Annotated in this window: 13 protein-coding genes and 1 other RNA gene; 10 read left to right on the forward strand and 4 right to left on the reverse strand. The window is 65.9% G+C overall.

From position 1 onward, the window contains the following. Positions 1 to 30: 30 nt before the first annotated feature. Positions 31 to 2,379 carry a GH92 family glycosyl hydrolase gene (locus AC1DOM_RS08230; protein ID WP_498962104.1) on the reverse strand — a complete coding sequence of 783 codons (2,349 nt, stop codon included), beginning with the start codon at positions 2,377 to 2,379 and terminating at the stop codon, positions 31 to 33. 135 nt (positions 2,380 to 2,514) lie between these two features. Between AC1DOM_RS08230 and AC1DOM_RS08235 the strand changes: the two genes are divergently transcribed. From AC1DOM_RS08235 to AC1DOM_RS08260, 6 genes are read left to right on the forward strand one after another with little or no spacing between them, the layout of a single operon-like run. Beyond that, entirely contained in the window at positions 2,515 to 4,899 is a 2,385-nt protein-coding gene (locus AC1DOM_RS08235) for a GH92 family glycosyl hydrolase (protein WP_498962106.1), read from the forward strand. Continuing rightward, complete coding sequence (locus AC1DOM_RS08240; RefSeq protein WP_498962108.1) at positions 4,896 to 5,942, forward strand: LacI family DNA-binding transcriptional regulator; 1,047 nt, start codon at positions 4,896 to 4,898, stop codon at positions 5,940 to 5,942. Before AC1DOM_RS08235 ends, AC1DOM_RS08240 begins: the two co-directional genes overlap by 4 nt. Before the next feature lie 8 nt (positions 5,943 to 5,950). Continuing rightward, entirely contained in the window at positions 5,951 to 7,231 is a 1,281-nt protein-coding gene (locus AC1DOM_RS08245; protein ID WP_498962491.1) for a sugar MFS transporter, read from the forward strand. Then, positions 7,228 to 8,217 (forward strand): carbohydrate kinase family protein, encoded by a 990-nt coding sequence (locus AC1DOM_RS08250; protein ID WP_498962110.1) that lies wholly within the window; start codon positions 7,228 to 7,230, stop codon positions 8,215 to 8,217. The genes AC1DOM_RS08245 and AC1DOM_RS08250 overlap by 4 nt, the downstream gene beginning before the upstream one ends. Continuing rightward, on the forward strand, positions 8,204 to 9,412 hold the full coding sequence (locus AC1DOM_RS08255; protein ID WP_498962112.1) for an AGE family epimerase/isomerase: 1,209 nt from the start codon (positions 8,204 to 8,206) through the stop codon (positions 9,410 to 9,412). Before AC1DOM_RS08250 ends, AC1DOM_RS08255 begins: the two co-directional genes overlap by 14 nt. Positions 9,413 to 9,422: 10 nt before the next feature. Next, on the forward strand, positions 9,423 to 10,832 hold the full coding sequence (locus tag AC1DOM_RS08260) for a glycoside hydrolase family 47 protein (protein ID WP_498962114.1): 1,410 nt from the start codon (positions 9,423 to 9,425) through the stop codon (positions 10,830 to 10,832). A 46-nt stretch (positions 10,833 to 10,878) separates the two neighbouring features. On the opposite strand, the gene AC1DOM_RS08265 is transcribed toward AC1DOM_RS08260, so the two are convergent. After that, positions 10,879 to 11,700, reverse strand: coding sequence for an alpha/beta fold hydrolase (locus tag AC1DOM_RS08265; RefSeq protein ID WP_498962493.1), 822 nt, complete (start codon positions 11,698 to 11,700; stop codon positions 10,879 to 10,881). A gap of 361 nt (positions 11,701 to 12,061) precedes the next feature. On the opposite strand from AC1DOM_RS08265, the gene AC1DOM_RS08270 reads away from it, so the two are divergent. From AC1DOM_RS08270 to AC1DOM_RS08280, 3 genes are read left to right on the forward strand one after another with little or no spacing between them, the layout of a single operon-like run. Then, on the forward strand, positions 12,062 to 12,733 hold the full coding sequence (locus AC1DOM_RS08270) for an HD domain-containing protein (RefSeq protein WP_498962116.1): 672 nt from the start codon (positions 12,062 to 12,064) through the stop codon (positions 12,731 to 12,733). Between the two features lie 5 nt (positions 12,734 to 12,738). After that, positions 12,739 to 13,335 carry a hypothetical protein gene (locus AC1DOM_RS08275; protein ID WP_498962117.1) on the forward strand — a complete coding sequence of 199 codons (597 nt, stop codon included), beginning with the start codon at positions 12,739 to 12,741 and terminating at the stop codon, positions 13,333 to 13,335. Further along, on the forward strand, positions 13,328 to 14,494 hold the full coding sequence (locus AC1DOM_RS08280; protein ID WP_498962119.1) for a TetR/AcrR family transcriptional regulator C-terminal domain-containing protein: 1,167 nt from the start codon (positions 13,328 to 13,330) through the stop codon (positions 14,492 to 14,494). The genes AC1DOM_RS08275 and AC1DOM_RS08280 overlap by 8 nt, the downstream gene beginning before the upstream one ends. A gap of 7 nt (positions 14,495 to 14,501) precedes the next feature. Here AC1DOM_RS08280 and AC1DOM_RS08285 read toward each other — a convergent pair whose 3' ends face one another. After that, a complete protein-coding gene (locus AC1DOM_RS08285) occupies positions 14,502 to 14,684 on the reverse strand; it encodes a hypothetical protein (RefSeq protein ID WP_498962121.1) in 183 nt (60 codons plus the stop codon). A gap of 83 nt (positions 14,685 to 14,767) precedes the next feature. Then, positions 14,768 to 15,121, reverse strand: a transfer-messenger RNA (tmRNA) gene (gene ssrA, locus AC1DOM_RS08290). 108 nt (positions 15,122 to 15,229) lie between these two features. Between ssrA and AC1DOM_RS08295 the strand changes: the two genes are divergently transcribed. Further along, complete coding sequence (locus tag AC1DOM_RS08295; protein WP_498962123.1) at positions 15,230 to 17,059, forward strand: sensor histidine kinase; 1,830 nt, start codon at positions 15,230 to 15,232, stop codon at positions 17,057 to 17,059.

A 17,059-nucleotide genomic window follows, 5' to 3' on the forward strand; every position in this document is an offset into this window, starting at 1 on the left:
AAGGCCCGTGCGATGCGGGCCTTTGCGACTTCATTGCGACATTGAATACGGCTGCGCCGCCTCCCGGCCTGGCCATGCCTTGTTGGGTCCGGCCTGCATTTCGAAACGCAACTCTCCACCGGCGACGATCTCTTCGTGGCGCAGGAAGGCGCGGTTCAGCGGCTTTCCGTCGAGCGTGGCGCTGCCGATATAGGGGTGCGCTTCGTCGAGCCCATCGGCGATCACGGTGAAGCGTTTGCCGTTGGGCAGCTCGAGCGTCGCGCGCGGCAGGAAGGGGCGGCCGATGATGTATTCGTTGCTGCCGGGCGCGATCGGATAGAAGCCGAGTGCGGTGAACACGTACCACGCCGACATCTGGCCGAGGTCGTCGTTGCCCGACAAGCCATCCGGCCGCGGCGAATACTGGCTCGCCATGATCGGCCCCAGGCGTTGCTGCGTGCGCCAGGGTTGGCCGGCCGCGGCGTACAGGTAGGCGACATGGTGGCTGGGTTCGTTGCCGTGCGCGTACCAACCGATCAGGCCGGTGATGTCTTCCATGTGCGCGAAGGTCTTCGGATCGACCTTCGCGTCGAACACCGCATCCAGCTTCGCCAGCAACTTGTCCGTGCCTCCGTGGGCCTGCGCGAGGCCGGCGACGTCCTGCGGCACGTACCAGGAGTATTGCCACGCGTTGCCTTCGGTGTAATCGGAACCGTAACCGCTGGCGGTCGCGTCGAAGGGCTCGCGGAAGCTGCCATCGCGCTTGCGCGCGCGCATGAAGCCGGTGGCGGGATCGAAGGCGTGGCGCCAATTCGCGGCGCGGCGAGTGAACTGCGTCGCGACGTCCTTGCGCCCCATCGCTTCGGCCATGCGCGCGATGGTCCAGTCGTCGAAGGCGTACTCGAGTGTCTTCGACGCGGCTTCGTCTTCCTCGTCGATCGGCACGTAGCCCAGTTCCATGTATTGCGCGAGGCCGTCGTAGGGCCCGTAGCTGGCGCTGGCCACCATCGCTTTCAGCGCGGCGTCGGTGTCGTAGCCGCGGATGCCTTTCATGTAGGCGTCGGCGATCACCGGCACGGCGTGATAACCGATCATGCACCACGTCTCCTGGCCATGGAACGCCCAGATCGGCAGCACACCGTAGGGGCTCGCGCTTTGCGCGGCGAGCAGCGATTGGATGAAGTCGTTGTTGCGCTGCGCCGGTTGCACCAGCGTGAGCAGCGGATGCAAAGCGCGATAGGTATCCCACAGCGAGAACGTCGAGTAATTCGTGAACCCGTTTGCCTGGTGCACGGCGTTGTCGGGCCCGCGATATCGGCCATCGCTGTCCATGAACAGGCTCGGGCCCATGAAGGCGTGATACAGCGCGGTGTAGAAGCTGGTGCGCATCGGCGCGGGCGCATCGATGTCGATCGCGCGCAGTGCCTGCATCCATTGCGATTTCGCGTCCGCGCGCACGCGATCGAAATCCCAGTCCTTCATTTCGGCGTCGAGATTGGCGCGTGCACTGTCTTCGCCGACCGGCGAGATCGCGACCTTCACCACCAATTGCTGTCCGGGTGCGTCGGCGAAGTCGAGTGCGCCGACCAGTTGGCGTCCTTCGATCTGCGCACGCTGGCGCGGATCGTCCTTGCCCGGCGGCGGGAAGCCCTTGTAGGGCACGTCGCTTTCGGTGTCGTGGAATTGGTGTCCGCTGACCGGCCGCGAGAAACGCATCGCAAAGTACAACTGGCGACCCGGCGCCCAGCCGCGTGTTTCGCGGAAGCCGGTGAGCGTGCCATCGGGATGCAATCGCAGGCGCGACCACAGCACCTTGCCCGGATAGTCGTAGAGGCTCGTGCGCAGGTCCACGAGCACATGCGCAGGCTTGCCCTTCGGAAAGGTGTAGCGATGCACGCCCACGCGCGGACCGGCCGTGAGTTCGGCGCGAATGCCGTAGTCGGCGAGCGTCACCGCGTAGTAACCGGGTTGCGCGACTTCCCCATCGTGCGAGAAGCGCGAGGTGTAGCCGCTGCCGGGTTTGTCGACGTCGCCGCGTTCGAGTTTGACGTCGCCGGAGATCGGCATCACCAGCACGTCGCCCAGGTCGGAGTGGCCGGTGCCGGAGAAATGCGTGTGCGAGAAGCCGACGATGGTGCTGTCGTCGTAGCGATAGCCGGCCGCCCAGCCGTAGGCATCCTTGCGCGGCCTGATCTGCGTATCCGGGCTGAGCTGGATCATGCCGAAGGGCACGACCGCGCCGGGGAAGGTGTGGCCTTCGCCCCCCGTGCCGATGAAGGGATCCACGGCCGCCCAGGCTTGCGCGCCTCGTGCGGCCGATGCGGCCAGGGCCTGGCCGGTCATGGCGCTGCACGCCGCCGCGGCCAGCAAGAGGCCCGCTGCTTTCACCCGTTTCGTCATTTCGGCACCCGGTTTGGATCGGTCCAAGTGGCGAAAACTAGCATTGTTCGCGGACGGGGCATGCTGCACTGCGACATGCGCTTTTGCGCGGACTGTGGTGTGTTTAGATCGGTCTAATCTTTGTTCCGGGAACCGATGCACCTGCGCGTTGCGGCCGCGATGGCGTTTCTGGCGTTCCCGACGGCCTCGCCGGCGGCGACGGGTCGCGCGCCCAACCTCGAAACCGAGGTCAACACCTTCATCGGCACCCAGGACGAGGGCAACACCTTCCCCGGCGCATCGGCGCCGTTCGGTCTGATCCAGGTCTCGCCGGTGGGCGCGCATTACGCGGGCTGGCGCTACGACGATCCGAAGATCCGCGGATTCGGGCACTCCTTCATTTCCGGCGCCGGGTGTTGGGAGCAGGGCGGGCAGGTCACCGTCCTGCCCGTGACCGGACCGCTGAAGGCGTTCGACTACCGCGAATACGCATCGGGCTACACGCACACCGGCGAAGTCGGCCAGGCCGGCTACTACCGGGTCCGGCTGACCGATTACGGCGGCATCGATGCCGAAGCCACGGCCCTGGTGCGTGCCGCCGCGGAGCGTTACACGTTCGACGCGCGCGAGGAAACCGGTCACGTATTGGTGAACCTGGGGCAGGCGAACGAAAAGCACGAGGTGGTGGGCAGCGTCGTGCACGTCGTCGGCGACCGCGCCATCGAAGGCAAGTTGGTGACGAAGAGTTTCTGCGGCGGCAAGCAGTACACGACGTGGTTCCGCCTGGAATTCGATCGACCGTTCCAATCCTTCGGCACATGGGACAAGGACGGCGGCGCGCCGGGCGCGCGCGAGAGCATGGGCGCGCAGTGGGAGGTGGCGAATGGCGCGTGGGTGACGTTCGATCTGGGCGCTTCGCACAGCGTGACCGTGACCAGTGCGATCTCGCATGTCGACGCCGACGGTGCGCGCCGCAATCTCGATGCCGAAGGCAAGCGCGATGGCCGGCTGCTGGGCTTCGACGCCATGCGCGCAGCCGCGCAATCGCAGTGGCGCAAGGAACTGTCGTCGGTGCGCATCGAAGGCGGCAGCCCCGACGACTGGACCGTGCTCTACACCGCGCTGTACCACGCGTTGCTGCAACCGCTGACGGGCAACGACGCCGATGGCCGCTACCGCGGCTATGACGAGCAAATCCACGTCGCCAGCGGATGGACCTATTACGAATACTTTTCGCTGTGGGATACCTACCGCGCGCAGAACCAGTTGCTGGCGATGCTGCGGCCGCAACGGGCGCGCGACATCGGGCGCTCGATGCTGGCGATCCACGCGCAGATGGGATGGCTGCCCCGTTGGGGCTACGCCAACTTCGACACCAACATCATGACGGGCGATCCGGTCACCCCGTTCCTGGTGGACCTGTGGAAATACGGCGCACTCGCAGGAAACGAACGACAGGCATGGAAGGCGTTGTGGCAGAACGCGAACGGCCGTCCGCCCGCGATGTCGCGTGCGCAGGGCCGCGCGGGGAACGACACGTACCTGGTGCGCGGGTTCGTTCCCTACGATCGCGCCTTTCCGTCGAAGGGCATGGACGTGGATCCGCACCATGGCGGTTCGGCGACGCTCGAATATGCATTGGCCGATTGCGCACTCGCGCAGATGGCCACCGCGCTGGGCGAAGACACTGCAGCCGCGACGCTGCGCGCACGCGGCGGCAACTGGCGCAAGGTCTGGGACGAGAGCGTGGTGGATGCGCAGACCGGCTTTCGCGGTTTTCCGCGCCCGCGTGTCGAAGACGGCGCGTGGTACGCCACGCCGCGCGGCGAATACAACCCACGTTCGCAGCACGGCTTCCACGAAGGCACCGCGTGGCAATACCAATGGTTGGTGCAACAGGATGTGCCCGGCCTCGTCGCGGCCATGGGCGGAACGGAAAACACGGGCAAGCGCCTCGACGCCTTCTTCGCCCATGACGCGTTGTTGGCCGATCCGGCGAATGCCGCGCGCAAGCAATGGGTCGTCGGCTCGTACGACTACTACAACCAGTTTCGCTACAACCCGAACAACGAGCCCGACCTCCACGCACCGTGGATGTACACCTTGATCGGGCAGCCGGCGAAGACCGCCGTGATCCTGCGCGCCGCGCAGTCCTTGTTCACCAATGCGCCCAACGGCGTCACGGGGAACGACGATCTCGGCACGATGTCCGCGTGGTATTTGTTCAGCGCCATCGGGTTGTATCCCGCGATGCCGGGTACGGGGCGACTGATCGTGCATCCACCGCGTTTCGAACGGATTGCGCTGGATCTGGGCGACGGGAAGACTTTGCGCATCGAGGCGCCGGGAGCGGGCAGGGCGCCGGTGCAGTACATCCAGGAAGTGACGTTCGACGGCGCGGCATCAGCCCATGTCTGGCTCGATTGGGACCRCGTGCGCGAAGGCGGGACCTTGCGCTTCACACTCGGCGACGTGCCGGGTTCGTGGGGCACGGCGCCCGTCGATCTGCCGCCGGCAGCGTGTGAGGCGCGATCGCCATGACCCGCCAGAAGCCCGTTACCGTCAACGACATCGCGCGCGCCTGCGATGTCTCGCGCGCCACCGTGTCGCTGGTGTTGCGTCGCAGTCCTTTGGTCAACGTCGATACGCGCGCGCGCGTGGAGGCCGAACTCAAGCGCCAGCACTACGTCTACAACCGCGCCGCGGCGAACCTGCGGCGACGGACGTCCTCCAGCGTGGCCCTGGTGATCAACGATCTGTCGAACCCCTTCTTCGCCGAGTTCGCCGCGGGCGTGGACGAAGCGCTGGGCGCCGAAGGCTTCGTGACCCTGCTGGGCAGCACGAACGAATCTCCCGAGCGCCAGCAGGCCGTGCTGGATTCGCTGCTGGAGCACGGGCCCGCCGGGATCATCCTGTCGCCGGCCGAGCACAGCGACGGCGAGGCGGTGCGTCGCCTGATCGGCGTCACGCCGGCGCTCGTGTTCAATCGCGCGCTTGCGGGCGGCGACTGGGATTTCCTCGCGCTGGAGAACGAACGCGGCGCGCGCCTGGCCACCGAACATCTGTTGTCGTTGGGCCATCGACGCATCGCGTTCTTTGGTGGACATGGCGATTCCAGTTCCTGCCGACAACGCCGCCAGGGCTACATCGCGGCGCTGTCCGCGGCCGGCATCGCGCCGGATCCGAACTGGCTCGTCGAATGCACGCCCACGCGCGTGGCCGCTACGCATGCAACGCACACGCTCTTCGAACGCGACCAGTCACTTACCGCAGCGGTCTGCTACAACGACAACGTCGCCCTCGGATTGATGCTCGGCCTGCAGGCGCGCGGGACGCGCCCGGGCGTCGATTTCGCGATCACCGGCTTCGACGACATTCCCGAAGCCGCGTTGTCCACGCCGCCCCTCACCACGCTGTCGGTCGATCCGCGTGCGCGCGGCCGCCAGGCCGCCGAACTGCTGTTGCAGCGCGTGCGATCGCCCGATGCCGCGCCCTGCCATCTGGTGGCACCCGTCAAGCTCGTCGTGCGCGGCAGCAGCGGTGGGTCGTCCACGCCAACTTTTCCGAACAAGGATCCCGCATGAGCACTCCGTTGGTCGCCTCGCGCGCCGCACCTGTCACCAACACGCGCGTCGCGTTGGTGGCGATGACGGCGATCTTCTTCATGTGGGGCTTCATCACCGAGCTCAACGGCGTGCTGATTCCGCACCTGCAGTCGGTGTTCGAACTGACGCATGCGCGGTCGATGTTGCTGGATTCGGCCTTTTTCGGCGCGTACTTCGTGATGGCGGTACCCGCGGGCAAGGTGGTGGGCAGGCTCGGATTCAAGATGGGCATCGTGGTCGGCCTGCTCGTCGCCGGCGCGGGTGCGCTGCTGATCCTTCCCGCCGCGCAGATCGGATCGTTCGAACTGTTCCTGCCGGCGTTGTTCATCCTTGCCACCGGCATCGTGTTGTTGCAGGTCTCCGCCAATCCCTACGTCAGCCTGCTCGGCGTACCGGAGCGCGCGGCGAGTCGACTCAACTTCGCACAGGCCGTGAACTCGCTGGGGCACACCGTCGGTCCGTACGTGGCGGGCGTGCTCATCTTCAGCACGACGCTGCTCAGTGCCGAGCAGCTTGCGGCGCTGCCGGCCTCCGAGCGCGCGTCGACGGTCGAACCCTTGTACGTGGGCGTGGCGGTGGCGCTGCTCGTGCTCGCACTGGCGGTGTATCTGTTCCGCATGCCGGCCTTGACCGAAGCCACCGAGCGCGCCGATGTCCGCCACCACACCTTCGCCGAATTGCTCGCGCTGCCGCACGTGCGCTGGGGCGTGCTCGCGATCTTCTTCTACGTGGGCGTCGAAGTGACGGTCGCGCACTTCATGGTCACTTACGTTTCGCGGCCCGAGATCGGCAACATGTCGCCGGAAGCCGCATCGGCCTATCTGTCCTTCTATCACCTGGCCGCGATGATCGGGCGCTTCATCGGCGCGCTGCTGTTGTTGCGCGCCAATCCGCGCCGCATGCTGCCCGCGGCCGCCGCGATCAACATCGGCCTGCTGCTGGTGACGATGAACAGCGCGGGGAGCGTCGCCACCTGGAGCGTGGTGGCGGTGGGCCTGTTCAACTCGATCATGTTCCCGACGATCTTCACGCTGGCCATCGAGCGCCTGGGGCCCATGACGGAAAAGGCGGCGAGCCTGTTGGTCATGGCCATCGTCGGCGGCGCGGTGATTCCGCCGCTGCAGGGGCTGTTGGTCGACGCACTCCAGGCCGGGCAGGGCGAAACGCGTGCGCTGCAATACGCATTCGTGGTGTCGGCCCTCTGCTATGCGTACATCGTGTGGTACGGGCTGCGTGGTTCGCGCGTGCGGATGACGGATCGCGCATGAAGATCGTCTGCTTCGGCGAAGCGCTGATCGATTTCCTCGCCCAGCCCAACGCCACGCCGGACACGCCGCGCGCGTTCCTGCAATTCGCCGGCGGCGCGCCGGCCAATGTCGCGGTTGCGGCCGCGCGGCTGGGGGCGCAAGCGCAATTCGTGGGGATGCTCGGCACCGACATGTTCGGCGACTTCCTTCTCGACAGTCTTCGCGATGCCGGCGTGGACACCGCGCACATCGTCCGCACCGACGCTGCGCGCACCGCACTGGCCTTCGTGCAGTTGGACGCCGACGGCGAGCGCCACTTCAATTTCTATCGTCCGCCCGCCGCGGACCTGTTGTTCCGCGACATGCATTTCCACGAAGACGCGTTCAAGGGCAACGCCATCTTCCATGTGTGCTCCAACAGCCTGACCGAGCCGGGCATCGCACAGGCCACGCTGCAGGGCATGGCGCGGGCATGCGCCGCGGGCGCGGTCGTCAGCATCGATCTCAATCTGCGCCCGGCCTTGTGGCCGGAGCACGCGGAGCCGCGACCGCAACTCTGGAACGCGTTGATGGAAGCGGACCTGGTGAAGCTCGCGCGCAACGAACTGGATTACCTCGCCGCCACCATGCCCGGCGGCGACGCCGCAGCCGTCCAGCGCATCCTCGAAGGCCATGCGCAACTGCTCGTCGTCACCGATGGTGCGGCCGCGATGCAATGGCACACGCGGGAGGGCAGTGGCAAGGTGCCCGCGTTCGACGTGCGTGCGGTGGACACCACGGCGGCGGGCGACGCATTCGTCGGCGGCGTGTTGTTCCGTCTCGCGCAACTGGGCATCAACGGCGCGAAGTTCCCGCGGTTCGTCGCCGACCCCACGGCCATCGCCGAAACGCTGCGCTTCGGCGCGGCCGTCGGCGCGTTGGCGGTGACCCGCCAGGGCGCGTTCGCCGCGATGCCTACACTCGACGACGTCATCGCAATGCTTGGAAGCCAGAATGTCGACCCCTGACTTGCCCGATTTCCGTTCGCCCGAATTCCTCCGCGCGCACATCGCGCGCACGATGGCGTTCTATCACCCGCGCTGCATCGATCCGGCGGGCGGGTTCTTCCACTATTTCAGGGACGATGGCACGGTGTACGACCGCAGCCATCGGCACCTGGTGAGCAGCACGCGCTTCGTCTTCAACTACGCGATGGCCGCCAACGAGTTCGGCGAGGACGACGCATTGCGCGCGCAATATCTCGATGCCGCGCGCCACGGCCTGGCCTACCTGCGCGAAGTGCATCGCAATCCGTCCACGGGCGGCTATGCGTGGACGCTTCGCGATGGCCGCGTGGAAGATGCGACGAACCACTGCTACGGCGTGGCGTTCGTGCTGCTGGCCTATTCGACCGCGCGCAAGGCCGGCATCGATGAAGCCGCCGACTGGATGGACGAGACCTGGGCGCTACTCGAAGCGCGCTTCTGGGACGCCGATGCCGGCTTGTACCGCGACGAAGCCGACGCCGCGTGGCACTTCAGCGATTACCGCGGCCAGAACGCCAACATGCACATGTGCGAAGCGATGCTGGCGGCCTACGAGGCGAGCAAGGACGCGCGTTACCTCGATCGCGCAGCCACGCTCGCCGATAACATGACGCGACGCCAGGCCGCGAAAGCCGGCGGCCTGGTGTGGGAACACTACGATCGCGAGTGGAACGTCGATTGGGATTACCACCGCGACGATCCGAAACATTTGTTCCGTCCGTGGGGCTTCCAGCCCGGGCATCAAACCGAGTGGGCAAAGTTGCTCGTGATTCTCGATGGACACCTGCGTGCGCGCGGCACGCCCGTCGAATGGGCGATTCGCACGGCGCGACACCTGTTCGACACCGCGATGGCGCGCGCATGGGATCCGGAGTTCGGCGGCCTGTGTTACGGCTTTGCCCCCGACGGCAGCATCTGCGACGACGACAAGTATTTCTGGGTCCAGGCCGAATCCCTCGCGGCGGCGGCGCGCCTGGGAGCGTGGGACTGGTACGACAAGCTGTGGGCCTATTCGTGGCGGCACTTCGTCGACCACGAACACGGCGCCTGGTACCGCATTCTCGATCGCCGCAACCGCAAGTACAGCGACGAAAAGAGCCCCGCCGGCAAGACCGACTATCACACGATGGGTGCATGCCACGACGTGCTGCACCTGTTGCGCCAACATTCCGCCTGAGGCGATCCCCATGTCGAAATCGCGTGCGTTGTTGCTGTCCCTTCTCCTGGTTCCGATGCTCGGCGTCGCGGCGGAAAAGCCCGCCGCGAAGCCCGCCGCCGCGGACACCGTCGACGATGCCGAAGCCGCGCGCCTGGCCGCGAGCGTCAAGACCGAATTCCTGCACGCTTGGGGCGGATACAGGCAATACGCGTGGGGCCACGACGCGCTCAGGCCGCTGAGCAAGGCGCCGCAGGACTGGTATGCGCAATCCTTGTTGATGACGCCGGTCGATGCGCTCGACACGATGCTGGTCATGGGGTTGAACGATGAAGCGAAGGACGCGCGGGAACTGATCGCGACGAAGCTCTCGTTCGACAAAGACCTCCAGGTCAAGCATTTCGAAGTCGTGATCCGCCTGCTCGGCGGGCTGCTCTCGGCCTACCAGCTCACTGGCGACGAACGCCTGCTCAAGCAGGCCGAAGATCTCGGCAAGCGCCTGCTGCCGGCCTTCGACACGCCCACCGGCCTGCCGTACGTCAACGTCAACCTGCGCACCGGCAAGGGGCAGGGCACCGACAGCAATCCGGCCGAAGCCGGCACCCTGCTGCTCGAATACGGCACGCTGAGCAGACTCACCGGCAACCCGGTGTATTACGACAAGGCCAAACGCGCACTCGTCGAGACGTACAAGCGCCGTTCGAAGCTGGACCTGGTCGGCGAACGCTTCGACGCCGTCACCGGCAAATGGACGAACACCAGCTCCCACATCGGCGCGCGCATCGACTCGTACTATGAGTACCTGTTCAAGTGCTGGAAGCTGTTCGACGACAAGGACTGCCTGGCGATGTGGACGCCGAGCGTCGCGGCGGCCAACAAGTGGCTCGCCGAGGATGTCGACGGCGCCCTCTGGTACGGCCAGGTGGAGATGAAGACCGGCAAGCGCACCGGCCACGAATACGGCGCGCTCGATGCGTTCTATCCCGGCCTGCTCGCCTATTCGGGCGACATCGATCGCGCGCGCCGGTTGCAAGCCTCGTCCTTCGCGATGTGGAACCTGCACGGCATCGAGCCCGAGGCTTACGACTATCGCAAGCGCGAGATCACTGCGCCCGGTTATCCCTTGCGCCCTGAGATCGTTGAGTCGACCTGGTATCTGTATCGCCTTACGGGCGATCCGCAGTATCGCGTGATGGGCCGCAAGCTGTTCGAAGACTTCGTGCGCCATTGCCGCACGGAAGCGGGCTACGCGGCGATCGATGATGTGACGACGATGAAGCAGGCCGACGACATGGAAAGCTTCGTGCTGGCGGAGACGTTCAAGTATTTCTACTTGTTGTTCGCGCCGCCGGAGACGATCGACCTCGACAAGGTCGTGTTGAATACCGAAGCACATCCGTTGCGGCGGGTTGAGGTGGGACAGCAGTCGAAGGCCCACTGAAAAAAAGCGAAGGCCCGCGCGAGGCGGGCCTTCGCTGCGCCACCGATCAGGCGCGGAAGAACGCCAGCAGATCCCGGTTGACCACGTCGGCGTGCGTCGTGCACATGCCGTGCGGGAATCCCTTGTAGACCTTCAGCGTTGCATTGCGCAGCAGCTTGGACGACAACAAGGCCGAGTCTGCGATCGGCACGATCTGGTCGTCGTCGCCGTGCATCACCAGCGCGGGGACGTCGATGCGCTTGAGGTCTTCGGTGAAGTCGGTTTCGGAGAAGGCCTTGATGGAGTCGTACTGTGCATTGACGGCGCCCATCATGCTTTGCCGGTACCAGTTCATGCGGATCGGCTCCTGGACCGGGTTGCCCGGACGGTTGAACCCGTAGAACGGCACAGGCACGTCCCAGTAGAAGCTCGACCGGTTGGCCGCGAGTTGCTTGCGGAAACCGTCGAACACCTCGAGCGGCAAGCCACCCGGATTGGCGGCGGTCTTCAGCATCAGCGGCGGGACCGCGCCGATGAGCACCAGCTTGGCGACACGGCCTGCCCCGTGACGTGCGACGTAACGCGTGGCTTCGCCGCCGCCCGTCGAGTGGCCGACGTGGATCGCGTCGCGCAGATCCAGCTTCGACGCGAGCGCGGCAACGTCTGCAGCGTACGTGTCCATGTCATGGCCGGTGGAGGTTTGCGTCGAGCGGCCGTGTCCGCGACGGTCGTGCGCGATGACGCGGAAGCCCTGCGCCTGGAAGAACTGCATTTGCGCGTCCCAGTCGTCGCTGGACAGCGGCCAACCGTGATGGAAAACGATCGGCTGGCCCGAGCCGAAGTCCTTGTAGAAGATCTCGGTGCCGTCGTTCGTGGTGACAAACTGCATTTCCTGTTTCCGCGCGGTCGGGGGCGCGGGCAGCGATGCGGCCCGCGTCGCGGAGAGCGGCAGCGAGGCGATCGCCGCCGCGGCGACGGTGGATGCCAGCAACTGGCGGCGGCTCGGGTCGAAGGACGGGTCGGCAGGTTTGTCGTGGGTGAGGTAGCGCATCGCGAAGGTCTCCGTGGAAGAACCTGCGGCACCTTAGGCCTCACGCGAACTGTGCAGAAGCCGCACGCGCGTCCACACGCTGGTGATGCAGGCGCATTACTGCCGATCGGTCAACATCGCGTTGCTGGCCCCGGGCCTGCCGGATCCGATCCGATGGGAACACGATGCCGACACGCTTTGATTCCGCCGGAGGTGATGCATGCAATCCCAGACTGACGACCGTAATGCGCCCTTGCCGACCCGCGTGCTGGCAGGCGCGACCGTGCCGGACACGCCCTTGGTGAACAGTGCGATCGAATTCGCGCGCACCCATTGCGAGCCGTACCTGTTCAACCACGTGATGCGTTCCTGGCTCTTCGCGACGCTCCTCGCGCAGCAGAAAAACGAGGCGTACGACGCCGAAGTCGTGGCCATCTCGGCCTTGCTGCACGACCTCGGACTGTCCGAGGCGATGAGCGGCCAGCTTCGCTTCGAAGTCGAAGGCGCCAACGCGGCACGCACTTTCGTTCGCGGCCTGGGCGTCGACGAACGGCGCGCGCAGCTCATCTGGGACAGCATCGCGCTCAACTCCACGCCCTCGATCTGCCTGCACAAGGAAGCCGAAGCGGCGATCTGCACCCTGGGCGTCGCGCTGGACTGGGGCGGTTGGGGGTACGACGCGCTGCCGGCCGAGCGCATTGCCGCGATCGTCGCGGAATTCCCGCGGCTCGCGATGAAGGACCGTTTCACCAAGGCCGTCTGCGGCCTGTGCGAGCGCCGACCGGAAACCACCTACGACAACTTCGCGCGCGACTTCGGCGAACGCTTCGTCCCCGGCTATCGCGCGCCTTCGATCGTCGACGCGTTGATGGGCGCGCCCTTCGAGGAGTAGTGGCGATGTGCCTGGAATCCGAACCGCCGCCAGCGCGACGCGACGCCATCGTGCGCAGCGTGGCCGAAGCGCTGCACGCACGCGATGTCATGGGCATCGCGTGCGTCCTCGGCCGCGCGTCGGTGCCGACGCACGAGGTGATCGCGTTGTTCGGCGATGCAGGCAGCCTGATCGCCGCCGTCGCGAGGACGATTGCCGACGAGGTGCTGGTCCCGCTGGCCGATGGGGGCGACGAAGCTGCGTTCCGCATGCAGCTCGCGCAGTTCGGCCAGCGCCTGGCGAGCGAATATCGCGGCCGGCGATTCCACAATCTCTATCGCCTCACGGTGAACGCATTGGGCGGTAGGTCGGTCCGGGAAAAGTTCTACGCGCATGGTCCGGGGCGCGTGCGCGATGGGCTGGCGCGGTATTTCGAATCCGCACCGTTTCTTCGCAACGACGGCGTCGCGCCGGATGGACGACGCATGGCGGAGTGCTTCCTGTCCTTGCTCCGGGCGGACTGGAATTTCGTCGACGCTTCCGTCGTGAACCTCGAAAGCGACGTGCCGCGCCTCGTCGAGGCCTTTTTCTTCGGCATCGAAAGGCGGGCCACGCATGTCTGAAGTCGTCGACGACAGGATCGCGATCGAAGTCGACGCACATGGCTCACCGGCGACCGTCGAGGCTGCGACGTGGTTGGTGTGCTTCGTCCCTGGATTGCAACGGCAGTGGTGGCATCGATTCGCGCACGCCCGACACAAACATGTCTTTGCGCTACGCCCGCTTGCCGACGGCACCTGGCTGCTGATGGAGCCATGGTGGACGCGCATGATGGTCAACGTGCTCACGCTCGACCAGGCCGTCCGGTTCCTGCAATGGAGCGCGAGCGGCGACGTCCTCCAGGTTTGCGAACGCATCCCCGGACGCGGCAGCCAACTCCGCGGCTGGGCGAATTGCAGCGTGCTCGTCGCTTACATGCTGGGCCGGCGCTATTGGACGTGGACCCCCAACGGGCTGTATCGCAAGTTGCAGACAGAGCCGGACGTCGCTTCGGTGAATGTCGCGGCGTTACTGCGGCAGCATTTCCTGTCAGAGACACGCAAGCACGCGCAGCAAGCCCTCGCGTCCGTGCCCGCCGGCCGCGGAATGCCGCTGCAAAGCGAACTTCTCGCATTGGGCGCCGCCATCGTGGCGACGATGACGTCCTGCGCCGCCGTCTGCCTGCACAACGCGGCCATCGCGCAAACGGGCTGCCGCGCGTCGGCCGCCGATGCCTTCTGGACAACCGGCCCCGAGCAGGTGGTGGAGCGGATTCGAAAGGTGCTCGCGCAGGCGAAGCGCTGCAAACAGATCGACATCGAGGATTGCGTGCTCTCCGCGCGACGATTTCTTGCGATGCTGCGCGGCCACCTGCACCTGGAGATCACCCTCGGCCTGCGCGCGGCGCCGCGCGCGGACGAGGTTCGCCATCATGTACAGACGGTCGTCGAGACCTTCCTTCGCGGCGTGCAACAAGCCGGGTTGACCAGGGATTGCGCAAGCGACGACGAACCGCATGACGCGCAGGGTTTGATGCAGGAGATCGGCCAATCGATGCGCCAGGTCGTGCGCGGCGACGACTGGAAGGATGTCGCCGGATGGGCCGAGGTGCTGTGGAGCGGATACGTCGCGTGCACCGGCGTCAGTTGGGCGCAGGCGTCGGTGCGGATTCGGCGGGCGTGGGAGCGCGAAGGGGGCGGATCGGATCTTGATGCATGGAACAAGAATTCGTCAGCCCTCTGAGACATGGTCACCACCACCAATATTTCCTGGACAATCTTTCGATTTCTTCCAGTTCCGAAGGTGACAACGGTTTTCCGCCGAACCTTCTCTTGTTCTTCAGCTGCTGATAACGATTGAGGTCGTCCCTGTTCGACATGCTGGCGACGATCATGGCGATGAGGACAACCAAGACAATTACGAAGGTGATCATGCGATGTTGCTCGTCTGATGGTTCGCGCAAATCGGTCAGGCTTCTACAAAGAAAAAACCCCTGACGAATCAGGGGTTTTTAATTGGTGGAGGTGGGGGGAATTGAACCCCCGTCCGAAGGCACTCCATCCCCGGCACTACATGCTTAGCTCGCCGTTCGTTCTCGGCCTGCGGCAACACGACGTGCGAGGCACACCGCAGGACACACCCGCTTTAGGTTAAGTCGGAGCTGACGGGTCGCCACTCCAACCGATCCTGTGATGATGACCCTACATCCACGAGCACAGGCACAAGTGGGTTCGGGGCTAGGCCTTAAGCGGCCAGAGCGTAGACGTCGTCGTTCGCGTCTAGGTTTTTGCAGCTGGATTAACGAGGAAAGCTACCCCCTCGGCATGCGCCAAGCGATTTCGCGACCCCCGTCGAAGCCAGTGCACCCCCGGGAGACATCAAACACGCTGACCCGACCAGTATAGGGGCGATATGGGGCAGGTCAAGGCGTGATGGGTTTCGACGCGCCCGGGGTTCATTGCCGCTTATGCTGGGGCCATGGTGTCCGCGCCGCGTTCCCCCACCGCGCCAGACGTACCGCGTGCCACGCCCGGTTTCGCCGGGTTCGCGCTCGCGGTGCTCGTGCTGATCGCCACCGTGGCGCTGGTCCTCACGGCATGGCGTGCCGCGCGCGAAAACGCGCTGGCCGGCGCGCAGGCCGAGTTCCATGGCTCGACGTCGGAAATCGTCGAGCTTCTGCAGCAGCGCCTGGTCAATTACGAACTGACGATCCGCGGCGGCGCCGCCTTGTTCGCGAGCGTCGCGCGGCCCAGTCCCGCCGAGTGGCACGCCTATGTCGACGGGCTCAACCTGGCGCAGCGTTTCCCTGCGATGGCGGGCCTGGGCTACGCGGCCTACGTCAGCCATTACGGGATGCAGCGCCTGCAGATCGATACCCGCGATGCCGGCCGCGGATTGCTGACGATCTGGCCGCGCGGCGAACGCGAGCGTTACGGCCCCATCCTCTATCTGGAACCGCGCACGGCGGACAATCTCAGCGCGGTCGGCTTCGACATGTATTCCGAACCCGCGCGGCGGGCCGCGATGCGCGCGGCGATGCTCGAAGCGATGCCGCGCATGAGCGCGCGCGTGAAACTGGTGCAGGACCTGGATCCGAAGGCCGGTGGTTTCCTGCTTTACGTGCCGGTGTTTCCCGGCGGGCTGGCGCCGCCGAGCGGCGTGCAGCGCGAAACCGCGATCACCGGTTGGGTGTATGCGCCCATCCGCGCGAAGCGATTCGTCGAAGTCGGGCTCGCGCCGATCAAACGGACCGTCACCTTCCGCTTGTACGACATCACCAATGGCGGCCGCGACCTGGTGTACGCCGATCCGGATCACCGCGATGGCGATGCGGCGGCCTTCCACGAAACGACCACGGTGCGCGCCTATGGGCGGCAGTGGCAGTTCGAATTCGCATCGGGCCCGCTGGAGACGGCGGCGCCGGCGTTGGTGCCGTTGCGCACGGCCTTGATCGTCGGCTTGCTGGCGTCGCTGTTGTTGTTCGGCATCGTGTGGTCGCTCGCGCATACCGAACTGCGGGCGCAACGCCTGGCCGCGCGCATGAGCCTGGCCGCGCGGCGCAGCGAGGCGCGCGTGCGCGCCCTGAATCGCAGCTTGGAAGCGCGCGTGGAAACGCGCACGCGCGAGTTGAGCGAGGCCAATCGCGAGTTGGAAACCTTCGCGTATTCGGTGTCGCACGACCTGCGGGCGCCGTTGCGCGCGATCGAAGGCTTCGGCCGCGTGCTGGAAGATCGCTATACGCCGGTGCTCGACGACACCGGCCGCGGCTATCTCGAACGCGTGCGCAACGCCGCGGCGCGCATGAGCGAGTTGATCGAAGGCCTGCTCAAACTTTCCCGCGTGGCACGCGGCGACCTGGTGCCCGAACGCCTCGATCTCTCGCGCATGGCTGGCGACATCGTCGCCGACCTGCGCACGCTCGATCCGCATCGCCCGGTCACCATCGACATCGCACCCACGCTGGTCGCGACCGCCGATGCGGCGATGGTGCGCAGCCTGCTGATGAACCTGCTCGGCAATGCGTGGAAGTTCACCCGCGAGCGCGAGCAGGCCTTCATCGCGTTCGGGCAACACGATGATGGCGAGACCTTCTACGTGCAGGACAACGGGGTCGGCTTCGACCAGGCCTACGTCGACAAACTCTTCCGCCCGTTCCAGCGCCTGCACGACGATGCGCATTTCGCCGGCGAAGGCATCGGCCTTGCGACGGTGAAACGCATCGTCGAGCGCCACGGCGGCACGATCACCGCGACGGGCGAGGCGGGGAAGGGCGCGGTGTTCGCCTTTACGCTGAAGCTGCCGGGGTAG

The sequence above is a fragment of the Lysobacter sp. P5_B12 genome, assembly GCF_056400425.1.

What these genes read in the sequence shown, in the direction of transcription:
- AC1DOM_RS08230 (WP_498962104.1), bottom strand. Translation starts at nt 2,379, where the DNA reads ATGACGAAACGGGTGAAAGCAGCGGGCCTCTTGCTGGCCGCGGCGGCG.
- AC1DOM_RS08240 (WP_498962108.1), top strand. Translation starts at nt 4,896, where the DNA reads ATGACCCGCCAGAAGCCCGTTACCGTCAACGACATCGCGCGCGCCTGC.
- AC1DOM_RS08250 (WP_498962110.1), top strand. Translation starts at nt 7,228, where the DNA reads ATGAAGATCGTCTGCTTCGGCGAAGCGCTGATCGATTTCCTCGCCCAG.
- AC1DOM_RS08255 (WP_498962112.1), top strand. Translation starts at nt 8,204, where the DNA reads ATGTCGACCCCTGACTTGCCCGATTTCCGTTCGCCCGAATTCCTCCGC.
- AC1DOM_RS08260 (WP_498962114.1), top strand. Translation starts at nt 9,423, where the DNA reads ATGTCGAAATCGCGTGCGTTGTTGCTGTCCCTTCTCCTGGTTCCGATG.
- AC1DOM_RS08265 (WP_498962493.1), bottom strand. Translation starts at nt 11,700, where the DNA reads ATGCAGTTTGTCACCACGAACGACGGCACCGAGATCTTCTACAAGGAC.
- AC1DOM_RS08270 (WP_498962116.1), top strand. Translation starts at nt 12,062, where the DNA reads ATGCAATCCCAGACTGACGACCGTAATGCGCCCTTGCCGACCCGCGTG.
- AC1DOM_RS08275 (WP_498962117.1), top strand. Translation starts at nt 12,739, where the DNA reads ATGTGCCTGGAATCCGAACCGCCGCCAGCGCGACGCGACGCCATCGTG.
- AC1DOM_RS08280 (WP_498962119.1), top strand. Translation starts at nt 13,328, where the DNA reads ATGTCTGAAGTCGTCGACGACAGGATCGCGATCGAAGTCGACGCACAT.
- AC1DOM_RS08285 (WP_498962121.1), bottom strand. Translation starts at nt 14,684, where the DNA reads ATGATCACCTTCGTAATTGTCTTGGTTGTCCTCATCGCCATGATCGTC.
- AC1DOM_RS08295 (WP_498962123.1), top strand. Translation starts at nt 15,230, where the DNA reads ATGGTGTCCGCGCCGCGTTCCCCCACCGCGCCAGACGTACCGCGTGCC.